Origin of the sequence: Xanthomonas sp. 3075 (genome assembly GCF_014197275.1) — a bacterium.
Classification (GTDB): domain Bacteria; phylum Pseudomonadota; class Gammaproteobacteria; order Xanthomonadales; family Xanthomonadaceae; genus Xanthomonas; species Xanthomonas campestris_B.
This window is the reverse complement of record NZ_JACIFI010000004.1, coordinates 218,098-235,053: the sequence shown is the minus strand read 5'-3', so window position 1 is coordinate 235,053 and position 16,956 is coordinate 218,098. Positions and strand designations below refer to the sequence as shown.

General features: G+C 66.9%; 10 protein-coding genes. 6 read left to right on the top strand and 4 right to left on the bottom strand.

Annotated elements, in window-relative coordinates:
* Positions 1–83: 83 nt before the first annotated feature.
* Positions 84–2,918: a TonB-dependent receptor gene (locus GGR62_RS06005; RefSeq protein ID WP_260305545.1), complete on the bottom strand. Its 2,835-nt coding sequence runs from the start codon at positions 2,916–2,918 to the stop codon at positions 84–86.
* A gap of 313 nt (positions 2,919–3,231) precedes the next feature.
* Here GGR62_RS06005 and GGR62_RS06000 point away from each other — a divergent pair, with 313 nt between their 5' ends.
* The 5 genes from GGR62_RS06000 to GGR62_RS05980 are packed head-to-tail and all read left to right on the top strand — an operon-like array spanning position 3,232 to position 10,973.
* Positions 3,232–5,424: a polysaccharide lyase 6 family protein gene (locus tag GGR62_RS06000; RefSeq protein WP_260305544.1), complete on the top strand. Its 2,193-nt coding sequence runs from the start codon at positions 3,232–3,234 to the stop codon at positions 5,422–5,424.
* Positions 5,421–7,664 carry an oligoalginate lyase gene (locus tag GGR62_RS05995; RefSeq protein ID WP_184407002.1) on the top strand — a complete coding sequence of 748 codons (2,244 nt, stop codon included), beginning with the start codon at positions 5,421–5,423 and terminating at the stop codon, positions 7,662–7,664. Before GGR62_RS06000 ends, GGR62_RS05995 begins: the two co-directional genes overlap by 4 nt.
* A complete protein-coding gene (locus GGR62_RS05990) occupies positions 7,661–8,971 on the top strand; it encodes an MFS transporter (RefSeq protein WP_184407001.1) in 1,311 nt (436 codons plus the stop codon). Before GGR62_RS05995 ends, GGR62_RS05990 begins: the two co-directional genes overlap by 4 nt.
* A 50-nt stretch (positions 8,972–9,021) precedes the next feature.
* Positions 9,022–9,774, top strand: coding sequence for a glucose 1-dehydrogenase (locus GGR62_RS05985; protein ID WP_055819023.1), 753 nt, complete (start codon positions 9,022–9,024; stop codon positions 9,772–9,774).
* A gap of 20 nt (positions 9,775–9,794) precedes the next feature.
* A complete protein-coding gene (locus tag GGR62_RS05980) occupies positions 9,795–10,973 on the top strand; it encodes an SGNH/GDSL hydrolase family protein (RefSeq protein WP_260305540.1) in 1,179 nt (392 codons plus the stop codon).
* 282 nt (positions 10,974–11,255) lie between these two features.
* Here GGR62_RS05980 and GGR62_RS05975 read toward each other — a convergent pair whose 3' ends face one another.
* Positions 11,256–11,849 carry a TetR/AcrR family transcriptional regulator gene (locus GGR62_RS05975; RefSeq protein WP_260305539.1) on the bottom strand — a complete coding sequence of 198 codons (594 nt, stop codon included), beginning with the start codon at positions 11,847–11,849 and terminating at the stop codon, positions 11,256–11,258.
* A 129-nt stretch (positions 11,850–11,978) separates the two neighbouring features.
* Between GGR62_RS05975 and GGR62_RS05970 the strand changes: the two genes are divergently transcribed.
* The gene (locus tag GGR62_RS05970) at positions 11,979–13,052 is read left to right on the top strand and encodes an NAD(P)-dependent alcohol dehydrogenase (RefSeq protein ID WP_184406999.1); all 1,074 of its coding nucleotides are present in this window, start codon (positions 11,979–11,981) and stop codon (positions 13,050–13,052) included.
* On the opposite strand, the gene GGR62_RS21120 is transcribed toward GGR62_RS05970, so the two are convergent.
* Together GGR62_RS21120 and GGR62_RS05960 are read right to left on the bottom strand one after the other, a co-directional pair.
* Entirely contained in the window at positions 13,013–13,276 is a 264-nt protein-coding gene (locus GGR62_RS21120) for a hypothetical protein (protein ID WP_260305538.1), read from the bottom strand. The two genes, GGR62_RS05970 and GGR62_RS21120, sit on opposite strands and share 40 nt — an antisense overlap.
* Positions 13,277–14,095: 819 nt before the next feature.
* Positions 14,096–16,639 (bottom strand): excinuclease ABC subunit UvrA, encoded by a 2,544-nt coding sequence (locus GGR62_RS05960; RefSeq protein WP_184406998.1) that lies wholly within the window; start codon positions 16,637–16,639, stop codon positions 14,096–14,098.
* Positions 16,640–16,956: the final 317 nt, after the last annotated feature.

The window sequence follows — 16,956 nt, the reverse complement described above, 5'->3', positions numbered from 1 at the left end:
GGCGACTCAAACCCTCAAGGTGATCGGCCCGGCACGCGGGTGCCGGACAGGTGGCGCGACGGAGGCCGTACCGGTGGGCGACGCTAGAACCGGTAGCGCACTCCCAAATAATAGCGCCGCCCGTAGGTGTTGTACTCACGGAAGCTACCGGGCACCGGCATGTCGGAGATGCGCGGCTCGTTGGTCAGGTTGGACGCCTCCAGTGACACCGACAGCTGCGCATTGAAGCGGTAGCTGGCGCGCAGGTCCAGGGTGCCGCTGTCGCGGACGTAGCGGTTCTGCGCCGGGGCGCCGACGAACTTCTGGAAATACTCGGAGCGGTACTTGTAGATGGCCTGCAGGTCGAGCGCGCCGATGGCGTAATACAGCTGGCCGGAGAACACGTGCCGCGACAGGCCGAAGATGTTGGCCGGCGCGACGATGCCGCTGCTCACCAGGCCGGTTGCCGGATCGACCTGGTCGCCCAGACGCAGATCCTGGGTCTTGTAGTTGGAATCGGCGTAGTTGTAGCTCAGCTTGACGCCCAGGCCGTCGAACGGCGCCGGCAGGTAGGAGAAGCGGTGGGTGCCGGTCAGCTCCAGCCCGGTGAGATCGCTCTTTTGCCGGGTGGTGACGTCCTGCACCACCGGCACCACCACCGACGTGCCGTCGATGACGAAGCGCTCGTCCACCACCGTGGGCACCGCGCCACCGGTGAACTGCTTGTAGTACACCGCAGCGCTGAGCAGGGAGTCGGCATTGGGATACCACTCCAGCGACACGTCCGCATTGGACGACAGCAGCGGCCGCGTGCGCGGGTTGCCGGTGGCGGTGATGCTGCCGATCGCCTCGCCGACGGTAGTGAATTCGGTCCCCGGTTCCAGGATGAAGGTGCGCCCGGCAGACAGTGCCACCAGATCCGGGCGCGCCATGGCCCGGTACAGCCCGAAGCGCAGCTGGGTCTGCTCGGTGAGGCCGATGTTGGCGTTGAAACTGGGCAGGAACACGCGGTTGGACGCGCGCACCGTCTGCGCGGCGAAACGTCCGGTTTCCACCAGCTGGATGGTGCCGTCGGGGTTGTCGATGACGTCCAGTTCGCCGCGCAATCCCAGCGAGCTCACATCGGTGCGCACCCAGCGCACGCCCAGGTTGCCATCCACCGGCAGCCCGAACAGCGTGCTGGCGAATTCGCCCATCACGTACAGCGCGCGGGTCTTTTCTTCCACGTCGGCGTCGGCGGTGCCGCGCGGGTCGGCGTTGCGGCCGGTGTCGTCCACGCCGGTGACGGCGCTAAACAGACAGCGGCTGTCGAAGGTGGCCCACTGCTGGATGGTGTTGCCGCTGGCGCTGGAGAGGAAATCCTCCTGCGGAAACGGTTGCCGGCAGGCCAGGTTGGCGGCGCGGATCGTGGCCGGATCGGTGACATTGCGCTCGACGCGGTCGTCCAGGTCGCGGTAGGTCGCCTCGGACAGGCGCACGCCGCCCTTGATGGAGGTGAGCAGCCCGCTTTCCGGGGTGAAGGCGCCATCGAAACGCCAGGCACGGATGGTGTGCTCGCGGCGCAACTCGTCGCGGCGCGCGCGTGCGGCCGCGCTGAAATTGTCCGGGTTGTTCAGGTCGAAGGCGGGATTGACCACGATCCCCGGCACATCGCCGGCATAGGTATAGGTGTAGTCCACGCGTTGCCCGTTGATCCCGGGCACGCGGTTGCCGTTGATGTCGGTGGCATTGGAGCGCAGCCGCATCAGGCGGTCGATCTCGCTGCGCTCGGTGCGCGAATACGACAAGTCAGTGGACAGCATCCAGGCCGCGTTCGGACGCCATTCAACGCGTAGCCCGCCACCGCGATACTGCTCGTCGCGCACCTTGTAGTCGGTGGAGGATTCCACCGTGCTGCTGCCGGTGTGGCCGAGCAAGGCGCCGTTGTCGCCCACCTGGCGGTTGTTGAGGTTGCGCAAGGTCTCGGAGAAATTGAGCTCGGCGCGGTCTTCGGTGACGGTGCGCTGCGAGTCCTGGTAATCCAGCGACACATCCAGGCCGTCGAAGGGCCGCCATTGCAGCGCAGCGAAGGCCGCGTCGCGTTGATCGTGTTCGCTGATCTGGCGGTATACGCGGCTGCCGGGCGCCAGGTAGTACGGCGTGCCCGCCTGCACCTGCGCCGGGGTCACGGCGGTGCAGTTGCGGCTGGCGCCCACCACTTCATTGGCGTTGCAGGCCGTCCAGGTAGAGCTGCTGCTCATCACTTCTTCTGGATTGGTGCCCTCCAGCCGCTGCAGGCCGAGCGAGACCCCCAGCTTGCCTGCTCCGCGCAGGTCGAACTGGTCCAGGTAGCTGACGGTGCCGCGCCAACCCACGCCATCGGCGTCGCGCAACTTGCTGTCACCATCGGCATAGGTCGCCCGCCCGTCCAGTTGCACGCGGCGCTTGCCGAATTCCAGCGGCCGCACGGTCTGCATGTTGACCGTGCCGGCGATGCCGCCTTCGACGAAGTCGGCGCGCTGGGTCTTGTAGATCGCCACGGTGTTGATGAGTTCGGAGGGGAACTGGTTGAAGTTCACCGAGCGGTCGCCGCTGCCGTTGCTGGCCTCGCGCCCGTTGAAGGTGGCCGAGCCCAGGAACGGCCCCAAGCCACGGATGGAAATCTCCGAGGCACCACCCTTTTCGCGGTGCGTGGCCGCTCCGGTGATGGTCTCGATCGCCTCGCCGATCGACAGCGCCGGCAGATCGCCGATGTCCTCGGCCGACAGCACGTCAGCCACCACCGTCTGTTCGCGCTTGCTGTCGATGGACGACTGGATCGAGCTGCGGATGCCGGTGACCTTGACCTGGTCCAGCGTGGTCGGTGCTTGTTCCGGCGCCGGTGGGGCAGCATCGGTCTGCTGGGCCACGGCTGCCTGTGCGCTGGCCAGTGCCAGGGCGCCGATCAGCGCCTGCGCCAATATGTTACGGCTTACTGGTCTATATGATTGGACTACTTTCAAATACCGCACGATTCCTCCTCCCAAAGGATGCCCGAAACCGAGCAATGCGGAGACTCCATGCGGATTAACGTCAAGTCAACCATTTCTTTCATTTGCCGAACAAGCCACCTAACCAGGCCAGTTTCATTGGATTTTTTGTGCGTACGCAGCATGACATTGAGCGAACTCCAGGCTTCAATGCATACCAACCGGACTACGATTTTGGTTGACGACCCGGCCTGCACTGCTACTCTCGCCCATCACCGACGCGCCTGCGTCCAGGAGCACTCCGATGCGATCGCCCGTGTCCCTTGCCTGCCTTTTGCTGCTGTGTGCGCCTGCCTGGATCGGCTCGGCCAAGGCCACCGCGTACCTGGTGCACGACCAGAGCGAGTACGCCGTGGCAGCGGCCGCACTACGTGCCGGCGATCGCATCGTGCTGGCCGATGGACAGTGGCGGGATTTCGCCATCGTGCTGCGCGGGCAAGGCACCGCCGAGCAGCCGATCACCCTCACCGCACAGACGCCCGGCAAGGTAATCATCAGCGGCACCTCCGAACTGCGCATGGCCGGCACCTACCTGGTGGTGTCCAACCTGGTGTTCCGCGACGGCCACAGCCCCGGCGATGCAGTGCTGTCGTACCGCATCTCCAGCAAGGAACGCGCGCGCCACAGCCGCATCACCGGGGTGGTGGTGGACGGCTTCAGCAAGCCCACCCGCGGCGATGCGGACAATTGGGTGGCGCTGTATGACAGCGACAACCGCTTCGACCACAACCAGCTGGTCGGCAAGACCAATGCCGGCCCCACCCTGGTGGTGGTGCGCGACGCCACCCAGGGCCTGGACAATCGCCATCGCATCGACCACAACTGGTTCGGGCCACGCCCCAACCTGGGCGCCAATGGCGGCGAGACGCTGCGCATCGGCACCAGCAGCGATGCCGACAGCGCCTCCAACTCGCTGGTGGACAACAACTGGTTCGAAGGCTGCGACGGCGAGGTGGAGGTGGTCTCCAACAAGTCCGGCGGCAATACCTACCGTGGCAATGTGTTCAAGCAATCGCGCGGCGCGCTGGTACTGCGGCATGGCGATGGCAACCTGGTCGAACGCAATGTGTTCTTCGGCGACGGCAAGGCCGGCACCGGCGGCATCCGCGTGATCAACCGCAAGCAGACTGTGCGCCACAACTATCTGGAAAACCTGGCCGGCGATGGCTATTCGTCGGCGCTGAGCATCATGTACGGGGTGCCCAACTCGCCCGCCAACCGCTACGTGCAGGTGGACCAGGCGCGCATCGAGCGCAACACCTTCGTGACCGTCAACCAGCTGTACTTCGGTGCCGGCATGGATGCCGAGCGCACCGCCGCGCCGATCAACAGCCGCTTTGCCGGCAACCTGATCGTGGCCGCCAACGACCCGGTGCGCGTGCTGGGCGATCTCTCCGGCATCGCCTTCGCCAGCAACCTGCAAAGCCCGCTGGCCTCCACCCGCCTGCCCGGCGGCGTCAACAGCCGCCAGGTGACGATGACCCGCGCCAGCACCGGCCTGCTGGTCGCCGACAACGCCACTGGCGTCGGCGCCGACCCGGCGCTGAGCTACATCGCGCGCGCGCAGGTGGGCGTGAGCTGGTACCCCAAGCAGGCAGCGCAGGCAGTGACCGACAGCGGCCGCCGCACGCGCGTGCGGCCGGGCCCGGCCAGCCTGACCGACGCCGTGGCGCAGGCCAGCCCCGGCGATCGCCTGCAACTGGACGCAGGGCGCTACCAGGTCGATGACATCCTCGACGTGGACCGGCCGCTGACGCTGGAAGGCCCGCCACGCGGCCGCGCACGGATCCGCTTTTCGCAACCGGCGCTATTCCAGATCGCGCCCGGCGGCTCGCTCAGCCTGGCCCGGCTCGAGATCGACGGCCGCGCCGCGCCCGCGCGGCCGGGCAATGCGGTGATCCGCACCAAGCCCGGCACCGCGGTGGCGCAGTACCAGCTCACGCTGCGCGACACGCATCTGCATCATCTGGACGCGCACCCCGGCTTCGATGTGATCGCACTCGGCAAGGGCAGCCTGGCCGACCACATCCTGCTGGACCGGCTGCTGGTCGAAGACGTCTCCGGCCGGGTGCTATCCGCGCGCGCCGAAACCGACGACCGTGGCACCTACAACGTCGAACAGGTGACGGTGCGGCAGTCGCAGTTCCACCGCGTCGCCGGGCCGGTGCTGGACCTGTATCGCGGTGGCCGCGACGAAAGCACCTTTGGCCCGGTGCTGCAGGTGAGCGACTCGCACTTCACGCAGGTCGGCCGCGCTGCGGATGCGTCGCTGCGCCTGCACGGCGTGCAGCGCATTGCGCTGCGCAATAACCGCTTCGTCGACAGCGCCGCGATCCTGGCGCAGCACACCACCGGCACGCCCCATCTCATCGCCAGCGGCAATCAGTTCGTCGGCACCCCGGCGTTGCGCGCCGACGCAGCGGAGCCCCTGCTATGACCCGTTCCACCCGCCTGTTGCTGCTGGTCCTGGTCGGCGCCGGCAGCGCCCTGCCCTGCATCGCCGCCCCGTCACCTGCGGCCGAGCAAGCGGCGCAGCCGCAACAGCGCGCGACCGATGCCGCGCCGGTACTGGTGAGCGCCCAGCAATGGCGCGACATGGCCAGCGATGGCGCCAGGCTGCCGTTGTTCGCCCGCGAACAGGCGCGCGCACAAGCCAGCGTGCGCGCGGCGATGAAGGCCGGCGTGGACGTGCCGGTGCCCAGGGATCCCGGCGGCGGTGCCAGCCACGAGCAGCACAAACGCAACTACCAGGCCATCCAGGCGGCCGGCGCGCTGTACCGGCTCACCGGCGATCGCGCCTATGCCGACTATGCGCGCGACGTGCTGCTGGCCTACGCACGCCTGTATCCCACGCTGGGCGCACACCCCGCCGGGCGCGGCCAGGTACCGGGGCGGCTGTTCTGGCAGTCCTTGAACGACTCGGTGTGGCTGGTCTACGCAAGCCAGGGCTACGACGCCATCCGCGACACGCTCAGCGCGCAGGACCGCGCCACCATCGACCGCGATGTGTTCGCGCGCATGGCGCACTTTCTGTGCGACGAAAGCGCCGACAACTTCGACAAGATCCACAACCACGCCACCTGGGCGGTGGCCGCGGTCGGCATGACCGGCTATGTGTTGCGCGATCAGGCCTTGGTGGACAAGGCGCTGCGCGGCAGCAAGCGCGATGGCAAGGCCGGCTTCCTGGCGCAGGTGGACCAGCTGTTCTCGCCGGACGGCTACTACGCCGAAGGCCCGTATTACCAACGCTATGCGTTGGCGCCGTTCGTGCTGTTCGCCAACGCGATCGCGCGCAACCAGCCGCAGCAGCGCATCTTCCAGCGCCGCGACGGCGTGCTGCTCAAAGCCGTGGACAGCCTGGTGCAGAGCAGCTACGGCGGCTATTTCTTCCCGATCAACGACGCCATCCTCGACAAGGGCCTGGACACCGAAGAACTGGTGGCCGGCATCGGCATCGCCTATGCGCAGACCCACAACGCGCAGCTGCTGTCCATCGCACAACGCCAGCGCCGCGTGCTGCTCACGCCCGAAGGCCTGGCCGTGGCCACCGCGCTCGCGCAAGGCCGCGCCCAACCGTTCGCCTTCGGCAGCGTGTCGCTGCGCGATGGCGCACAGGGCGACCAGGGCGCACTGGCGATCCTGCGCAGCGGCGGCGACGACGGCCAGGCGCTGGTGATGAAGAACACCTCGCAAGGCATGGGCCACGGCCATTTCGACAAGTTGAACTGGCTGTTCTACGACAACGGCCAGCGCGTGGTCACCGACTACGGTGCGGCGCGTTTCTTGAATGTGGAAGCCAAGGCCGGCGGCATCTATCTGCCGGAAAACACCAGCTGGGCCAAGCAGACCGTTGCGCACAACACGCTGGTGGTGAACGAGACCAGCCACTTCAACGGCGACTGGAAAGTGGGCGAGCAACACGCGCCGACGCAGCTGCTGTTCGCCAGCGATGCCGACACCCAGATCGTGTCGGCGCGCATGCAGCAGGCCTACGACGGAGTCACCTTTACCCGCACCCAGGCCTTGCTGTCGCACCCGGAGCTGCGCCTGCCGGTGGTGGTCGACCTGCTGCGCGTCACCGCCAGCGCTCCGGCACGTTACGACCTGCCGTTGCACTTCAACGGGCAGATCATGCAGGTCGGCTTCAAGGCGCAACGCGCACTGACGCAACGCCCGGTGCTGGGCAAGGCCAACGGTTATCAACATCTGTGGGTGGATGCTTCCAGCGACGCGAGCACCGACACGCACAGCCTGAGCTGGCTGCTCGCCGGCCGTTTCTACAGCTACCGCTTCGGCAGCAGCATGCCTGCGCGTGCGTTGCTGGTGGAAAGCGGCGCCAACGACCCGAACTTCAACCTGCGCCGCGAACCGGCGCTGATCCAGCGCGTCGACGGGCAGGCCAATGTCAGCTTCTTCGGCGTGCTGGAACCGCATGGCGAATACAACGGCACCGCCGAATACGTGCGTGGGGCCAACAGCCGCATCCGCGCCATCGAGCGCGTGCGCGGCGACGATGCCGAGGTGATCGTGCTCACCCTGGTCGGCGGCAAGCGCATCGCGCTGGCGGTGGCCGACGACGCCGATGCACAACGCGCCCACCAGGTACAGGCTGCCGGTCAGCGCTATAGCTGGCGCGGTGGCTATGCGCGCTTCGATCGCGCCGCAGGTGCGCAATGAGCACCGTCTCCACTCGCGTCACCCGCAGCGGCCCTGCGGGCAAGCGCTCGGCGGTGCGCTGGCTGATCGTGGCGCTGATCGCGGTGGCCACGGTGATCAACTACATCGACCGCAATGCGTTGGCAGTGATGTGGCCGGCAATCTCGCGCGACATCGGCGCCACCAAGGAAGACTACGCGCTGCTGGTCACCATCTTCATGCTGTTCTATGCCGCCGGGCAGTTCGTGTTCGGGCGGCTGTTCGACATCATCGGCACCCGGCTCGGCTTTGCCTTGTCCATCGCGGTGTGGTCACTCTCCATCGCGCTGCATGCCCTCACCCACTCCATCATGGCGTTCTCGGTAGTGCGCGCACTGCTGGGCATCAGCGAAGCCGGCGCCTGGCCGGGCGCGGTCAAGGCCAATGCGGAATGGTTTCCCGCGCGCGAGCGTGCGTTGGCGCAGGGCATCTTCAATGCCGGCGCCTCCATCGGCGCGATCGTCTCGGCACCGCTGATCGCGCTGCTGTTCCTGTCGTTCGGCTGGAAGGGCACGTTCGTGCTGATCGGCGTGCTGGGCATGCTGTGGTTGCTGCCGTGGCTGGTGATCTACCGCGCCGGGCCGGACCGGCATCCCTGGGTCAACGCGGCCGAGCGTGCGTTGATCCTGGATGCGCCCGACGCCGGCAGCGCGCCGCCGCCGGCCTACCTGCCCACGCTGCGCCAGCTGATGTCGCACCGGCAAAGCTGGGGGATCGTGCTGGCGCGGTTCTTCCTGGACCCGATCTGGTGGCTGTTCGTGTCGTGGCTGCCGATCTACCTGGCCGAGACCTTCCACTTCGACATCAAGCAGATCGGCGCGTTCGCCTGGGTGCCATTCGTCGGCGCGATGCTGGGCAGCCTGTGCGGAGGCTGGCTGTCCGGGCGCCTGATCGCGGCCGGCTGGAGCGTGGACCGCGCGCGCAAATGGACCATCACCCTGGGCGGGGCGATCATGGCGCCGGCGCTGCTTGGCGCCGTGCAGGCGGCCGACCCGCGCATGGCGGTGCTGACGATTGCCGCCGTGCTGTTCGGCTTCCAGATCGCCATCGGCAATATCCAGACCCTGCCCGGCGATCTGTTCGCCGGCAAATCGGTCGGCTCGCTGGCCGGCATCGGCGGCATGGCCGCAGTGGCCGGCACCTTGATCACCACCTGGCTGGTGCCGGTGATGACCGCGACCTCGTACGCCCCGATGTTCATCCTGGTCGCCGCGCTGGTGCCGGCCTCGCTGGCCGCGCTGTGGTTGGTCACCGGCCGCATCCACCGACTCGACGCACCGGGCACCTGACCATGCCCGCTGCCTTCTCCGCTTTCCCCACACCAACAGGACACACCCGCATGCATTTCCACGACAAGGTCGCCATCGTCACCGGCGGTGGCCGCGATATCGGCCGCGCCATCTCGCTCAAGCTGGCTGCGGCCGGCGCCAAGGTCTGCATCAACTACGCCAACGACGACGCCAGCGCGCGCGACACGCTGGCGCAGCTGCAGGCCGCCGGCGGCCAGGGCATCCTGCACCGCGCCGACGTCACCGACGCCACCGCCGTGGCCGGCCTGCTGACCGCCACGCGCACCGCCTTCGGCCAGCACATCGATGTACTGATCAACGTGGCCGGCGGCATGCTGGCGCGCAAGCCACTGGCCGATATCGACGAGGCCTTCTTCCATCAGGTGATGGACCTCAACCTCAAATCGGTCTACCTGACCACCCAGGCAGTGGCACCGCATATGCGCGAAGGCGGCGCGATCGTCAATTTCGCCTCGCTTGCCGGGCGCGATGGCGGCGGGCCGGGCGCAGCCATCTACGCCACCGCCAAGGCGGCGGTGATGACGTTCTCGCGCGCGATGGCCAAGGAACTGGGCCCGCGCGGCATCCGCGTCAACGCATTGTGCTGCGGCATGATCTCCACCCGCTTCCACGACGACTTCACCAAGCCGGAAGTGCGGGCCTTCGTCGCCAATGCCACCCCGCTGCGACGCGAAGGCCGCCCGGACGAAGCCGCCGATGCGGCGCTGTACCTGGCATCGGATGCGGCCAGCTTCATCAATGGCGCCAACCTGGACGTCAACGGCGGCGTGTTCTTTTCCTGATCGACAAAGGAGTCTTGCGCATGGCCTGGCGATGGATGATGACTGCGACACTGGGCGTCTTGCTGGCTGGCCCGGCCACTGCGCACCCGGCACCACGCTGGGTGCCGGCCTGGATGGCCTCGGCGACGCCGGACCGGCTCGACGGCGGCGCCGACACGCCACTGCACTTTGCCGATGAAACGGTGCGCCAGGACATGCGCCTGGGCAGTGCGGCGGTGGCCTTGCGCGTGCGCATCAGCAACGAGCTGGGCACCGCACCGCTGACGATCGGTGCGGGCACCGCGCGCCTGCTCGGCGGCGCCGGGGCCGCGCAACCGCTGCGCTTCGATGGCCGCGCCAGCGTGACCGTGCCGCCCGGCGGCGTGCTGCTCAGCGACCCGGTGCCACTGCGCGCACCGGCATTGGGCGAGGTGGCGGTCAGCCTGTATTTCCCCACGCCGGCGCGGCCGGCGGTACGCCGTACCGCATTGCGGGTGGTCAAGGGCCAGGCCGAGGTGCCGGACAGCAAGGCGTTGGCGTATCGCCAGAACGTCATCTCCGCCCTTTACGTCCAACCGCCACATCCCCGCCAGACCGTGGTGGTGGCGCTGGGCGATTCGATCACCGAAGGCGCCACCGCCACGCGCGGCGCCAATGCCGATTGGCCGGCCCTGTTGGCCAGGCGGTTGGAGCAGCGTTGCCCCGGCAGCGTGGTGGTGCTCAACGCCGGCATCAGCGGCAACAAGCTGCTCGACGATGGCCGCAGCCCCAGCGCGCTGGCGCGGCTGGACCGCGACGTGCTGGCGCTGCCCGGCGTGGACCAGGTGATCCTGTTCGAAGGCATCAACGACATCCGCCACAGCGGTCCGCCGGATGCGATTGCCGGCCGCAATGCCGCCGACATGGTGCTGGGGTATCGCCAGATCGTGACCCGGCTGCAGCAACATGGCATCGCGGTGATCGGCGCCACGCTGACGCCGTTCGGCAACTCCGATCGCTACGAACCGGTGGCGGCGGCCACACGCCAGGCGCTCAACGGTTTCATCCGCGATGGGCAGGCATTCGATGCGGTGATCGACTTCGACGCCGCGCTGCGCGACCCCGCCAGGCCGGAGTGGCTGCCCGCCGCCCTGACCCGCGACTTCCTGCATCCCAACGATACCGGGTATCAACGCATGGCCGCGTCGGTGGACCTGTCGTTGTTCTGCAAGGCTCGCTGAGCTGCCGGTCGCCACGTAACGGCGCGCATGCGCCAGACCTGCTGCTACGGCAGAGGTTCGGCGCCGACGCGGTGGCCATGTTGTCTTGCTGCAGCGTCGGTGTTTCAACCGACGTTGGTTGAAGCGCGTCGCTGCGTACCCGATACGTGTTCTGGCGTGCAAACGCGTTGCCCTACGCATCGCCGCGCGCACCGCCGTGCGCACGCGGGTGCAACAGCGCGAACGACCGTGCGTCTTCGTCGTTACCCACAATCAATCACCGCGCAGCCGCCTGGCCGGCCGTCAACGGCGTGCGGTTTTTTTCTTGTCGGTCGGTGCGGCGGTGGCAGCGGGCGATGCATCCCGCCCCGCCCCCACGGTGGCCAATGCCATGTGGATCAACCCGGCGATCAACCGCCGCAGCACCGTGACATTGTCGGCGGAGGCCTTGAGGCTGGTCGTGGCCAGGCGCAGGATGTAGGCAATGTCGGCCGCCGACATCGCGCTGTCGTCGCGTACATGCGGACTCAGCAACTGCACCAGCGTGGTTTCCATCTGCTGGTACAACGCATCCAGCGCGGCGGGCGCATACACCCCGCAGTTGGCCACCAGATCGATGCCGTTGTCCGAGTCGATCACCGCCGCCACCGGCTCCAGCACCCAGATATCGAACAGATGCCGCAACTGGGTCTGCAGGTCCTGCGTATCGCGCACGCGCTGGGCGGTTTCGGCCATGCACAGCGCACGCTGCCGCGCCACCTGCGCGGCAAAGATCGCCTCCTTGTTGGCGAACGCGGCGTACAGCGACGGCCGCGACATCTGCGTGGCCTGCGCGATATCGCTCATGCTCACCTTGCGGTAGCCATGGCGCAGAAACAGCTGCAGCGCCGCGTCCATGACGCGCTGCTCCTTGCTCGCGCCCGGCTGCGCGACGGACGCAGGCAGCACCCCGGAGGACTTTACACTTGACATTATTTGTAAATAGGTAAACCTTACACGTTCCGCAGAGTGTAAAGCACCCACCCCATGACTTCGACCCACACGCCCTCCGCCGGCCACGGCCGCCCCACCCGCGCCTATGCCGCCCTCGAAAAAGCGGGCGCGATGGTGCCATGGCAGTTCGAGCGACGCGCCGTGCGCGGCAATGATGTTGCGATCAAGGTGCTGTTTTGTGGCGTCTGCCATTCGGACCTGCATTCAGTGAATCAGTGGGCCAGCGAATACCCGCTGGTCCCCGGCCACGAAATCGTCGGCGAAGTCATCGAGCTCGGTGCGGACGTCGAAGGATTTGCACTGGGGCAGAAGGTGATGATCGGCACCATCGTCGATTCCTGCCGGCACTGCGCGCCTTGCCAGGCGCACGACGAAGTGTATTGCCGGGAGTTTCCGACGCTGACCTTCGATGGTCTGGACCGCGTCGACGGCAGCCGCACACGCGGCGGCTATGCGGAGTTCTATGTGTCCGACGCGCGCTTTGTGTATCCGCTTCCCGAGGGACTGGACCCGGCCGCCGCCGCGCCGTTGCTATGCGCCGGCATCACCAGCTTCGCGCCGCTGCACCGCTACGGGATCGGCCCCGGCCACACCGTGGGCGTGGTCGGCATCGGCGGGCTTGGCCACTTGGGCATCAAGTTCGCGCGTGCAATGGGCGCGCACGTGGTGGCCTTCACCACCTCGCCGAAAAAAGCGGCAGAAGCGCAGCGCCTGGGCGCGCACGAGGTGGTGCTGTCCACCGATGCGGCGCAGATGCAGGCACAGGCCTTCCGTTTCGACTTCATCCTGGACACCGTCTCGCGCAGCTATCCGATGAACGACATGCTCAAGGCACTGAACCTGGACGGCACCTTGTGCACGCTGGGCCTGCCCGACCAGCTGGATTTTCGCCCGGTGATGCTGGCGATGGGCCGGCGCAAGGTCACCAGCTCCGGCACCGGCGGCACCGCCGATACCAAAGCGATGCTCGCGTTCTGCCAGCAGCACGGCATCGTCGCCGATATCGAGTTGATCCGCATGCAGGACATCAACGACGCCTTCGCACGCGTCCACGACAACGATGTGCACTATCGGTTCGTGATCGATCTGCAGGCATCGGGGTTGTAGAACGCGGCACGCCCACCGCGCGCTGGCCCGCCTGCGCTCCAGCGTTTTTTCAGCAGACTGGTGTCGCCGGAGGTTTGCTGGATCGCCATGTCGCTATCGGCATCGTCGCGGCAATCCGCCTTGCGTTTTGCCACCTCGAAATCTGCATAGCCGACATTATGGCGGACCAGCTCCTTCCAGTAGATCTCGCCGCCACGCGCCAGCAGCGAGGGCTTGCCCTGCACCCAGCTGGCGATCCGCAGCTGAGCGCGGTCGGCACGCCCACCAGCCAGTTCAACACCAACGAGGTTGCCGCCAGGATCATGACGCCCAGCAGCCAGACGTCTTCTCCGATCAACGTGTTCTGTACCGCAGTTCCCAACAGCACGAGGCGCAGCACCTCGAACGGCGTGGACTGGCCTAGCGTGCATTTGCCGGTCATGCGCGTCAACAGCAAAACCACGCTATAGACCGCGACCGCACGCAGCACAAACTCTCACCACGGCATGCCAAGGCGCAGCATTCCGTAGAAGCGCACGCATGTTTCCACGTCCAGCAGCGTTTGCCCTGACCGCGGTTACGCAATTGCGCATGCCAGTGCGCAATCGGTGTACGGCAGGTCCCGCTAGCGATGAGGGCATCGCACCCAGGCTGGCTTGGGAACATCCACACTGCGCTGACGCTCATGCTCTCGGTCGTCTTGAGAGCTCATCGAACGGTGCCGATGCCTCGGGGCAGAGCAGCGGATCTGCGGCGTTGCTGCAGGGCCCTTGCCCGCCCACCCTCGCGGGACACGCCACAAGTACGTCCGTGCGGGCGCTTACGCGGCATCCATGCCGCGTAAGCGCCCGCGACGGTGAGCGGGCAAGGACCAGTCGAGAGGGGCGGTGTGCAGGGTTGCGAGCGGTGCATGCCGTGCGATGCGATGCAGTGCGGTCTGAGCGGCTCTCTTCGATGCGAGCAATCTCGCTGCCATGGCGGCATCACTTCACTCGTTAGCGAAGACGCGTCCAGCCAACACGTTCCCGCCATCGCTACAACGTTCGAGAGGGTGTGTTAGCCGCTTATTTCCCGCGCAACACCTGCGCCAGGAACGGGGCCGTGCGGCTGCCGCGATGCCGTGCAACCACATCAGGCGTACCAGCTACAACAACGTTGCCACCCGCACCGCCCGCGCCCGGCCCCATGTCCAGCACCCAATCGCTGCTGGCGGCCACGCGCATATCGTGTTCGACCACGATCACCGTATTGCCTGCGTCCACCAACCCTTGCAGCTGGGTCATCAAGGTATCCACGTCGGCCGGATGCAGGCCGGTGGTGGGCTCGTCCAGCACGTATACGGTGTCGCGCCGTTGCGCACGCTGCAGTTCGGTAGCCAGCTTGATGCGCTGCGCTTCGCCACCGGATAGCTCGGTGGCCGGTTGCCCAAGGCGCAGATAGCCTAGCCCCACTTCGCGCAATACCTGCAGCGGCCGCAACACGCTGGCGTCGTCGGTAAAAAACGCTGCTGCCTGATCCACCGTCATCGCCAGCACCTGCGCGATGCTGTGGCCACGCAGTTCGATTTCCAGCGTCTTGGCGTTGTAGCGCGCGCCGTGGCAGCCGGGGCACGGTGCGTAGACGCTGGGCATGAACAGCAACTCCACGTGTACCGAACCCTCGCCCTCGCAGGTGGCGCAGCGGCCCTTGGCGACATTGAACGAAAACTGCCCAGGGTCGTAGCGGCGGCGGCGCGCGGCCGGCGTTGCGGCAAACAACTTGCGTACCGGATCGAACAGGCCCGTGTAGGTGGCCAGATTGGAGCGTGGCGTGCGGCCGATCGGTTTCTGATCCACCCGCACCAGGCGACGCACCTGGTCGAGCCCGGCGACGATCGCACCGCCCAACGGCAGCTGCGTACCACGCTCCAGCGGATCGAGCGCCTCCTCGTCTTCTGCCTGCGTTTGTCCCAGATGCGCGGCCAGCAATTCCACCAACGCCTGGCTCACCAACGACGACTTGCCCGAGCCGGACACGCCGGTCACCGTGGTGAACACACCCAACGGCAGATCCACGTCCAGCGCGCGCACGTTGTTGCGGGTGATGCCGCGCAGCTGCAGCCAACCGGTGGCGGCGCGCGCATGGCTTAGCACCGCCGGTGGCGTGCCGAACAGATAACGTCGCGTGGACGATGCCTCCACAGCGTCCAGTCCCGCTGGCGGGCCGCTATAGAGCACCTGCCCGCCATGCACGCCTGCTGCAGGACCGACGTCCACGATCCAGTCCGCATGGCGGATCACATCCACCTCGTGTTCGACCACGAACACCGAATTGCCTGCCGCCTTGAGTTGATCCAGTGCGCCCAGCAGCGCCTGCGCATCGGCCGGATGCAGGCCCGCCGAGGGTTCGTCCATCACGTACACCACACCGAACAGCTGCGAGCGGATCTGCGTGGCGAGCCGCAGGCGTTGCAGCTCGCCCGGCGACAATGTCGGCGTACTGCGCTCCAGGCTGAGATAGCCAAGACCCAGCGCCTGCACCACCTCGATCCGTGCACGCAGATCGGCGGCGATGCGTTGCGCGGCGATCGCCTGTTCCGGATGCGCCTCAGCCTGCGTGCGTCTGTCGTTGCGCTTGCGCTTGCCATCGCCACCTTCGGCAGCGGGGCGCAGCAATTCGGCGACCTCATCCAATGGCCGGCGCGACAGTTCGCCGATATCCAGCCCGGCAAAGGTCACCGACAGCGCCTCGCGCCGCAGCCGCTTTCCCTCGCACTGCGGGCACTGCGTGCTGATCAGGTACTGCGCCACGCGCTTCTTCATCTGCGCGCTTTGAGTGGTGGCAAAGGTGTGCAGCACATAGCGCCGCGCACTGGTGAACGTGCCCATGTAACTGGGTTCTTCCTTGCGACGCAGCGCGCGCTTGACCTCGTCCAGGTCGTAACCGGCGTACACCGGCACCACCGGTTGCTCGTCGGTGAAGAGGATCCAGTCGCGGGTCTTCTTCGGCAGCGTGTGCCAGGGCACATCGACGTCGTGGCCCAGCGTGGTGAGGATGTCGCGCTGGTTCTGCCCGTGCCACGCACCGGGCCAGGCTGCCACCGCGCGATCGCGGATGCTCAGGCTACGGTCTAGCACCATGCTCGCTTCGGTGGCGTCGTAGATGCGCCCCAGTCCATGACACGCCGGACACGCACCGGCCGGTGTATTCGGCGAAAATCCATCGGCATAGATGATCTCCTGCCCCGGTGGATAATTGCCCGCACGCGAATACAGCATGCGCAAGGAATTGGAGATGGTGGTGACGCTGCCCACCGACGAGCGCGCACTCGGCGCGCCGCGCGCCTGCTGCAACGCAACCGCCGGCGGCAGGCCTTCGATGGAATCCACTTCCGGCACGCCGACCTGGTCGATCAGACGCCGCGCATATGGGGAGATCGAATCCAGATAACGACGTTGCGCCTCAGCGAAAATGGTGCCGAACGCCAGCGACGACTTGCCCGAGCCGGACACCCCGGTGAACACCACCAGCGCATCGCGCGGAATGTCCACGTCAACGTTCTTGAGGTTGTGCTCGCGCGCACCGCGCACATGCACCAGGCCAGAGGACGACGAGTTTGCGTTGGACATGACCACCAGACCGACATTCGACAACGCATCAGCCTAGCGCGGCGCGCATGCAGCCGATGTCGTCGTCGCATCGTTTAGGTGCAGCCGAGTGCTTTAAGTCAACAGCCTGGTTAATCGAGGGCGCGGTGCCCTCACCGCTCGCGGGACACGCCGCAAGTACCTCCATGTAGGCTCGGTGGCGGCATCCATGCCGCCACACGGTCCCGCAATCGGCGAGGACACCGCACCAGACAGTTGGTCGGTCGCTGAGTAAAAAGCTAGTGGTCTCGCGAGTTGCGGCCTGCTGGTGCGGGTCGCAGAACTGCAGGTGAGCTAGC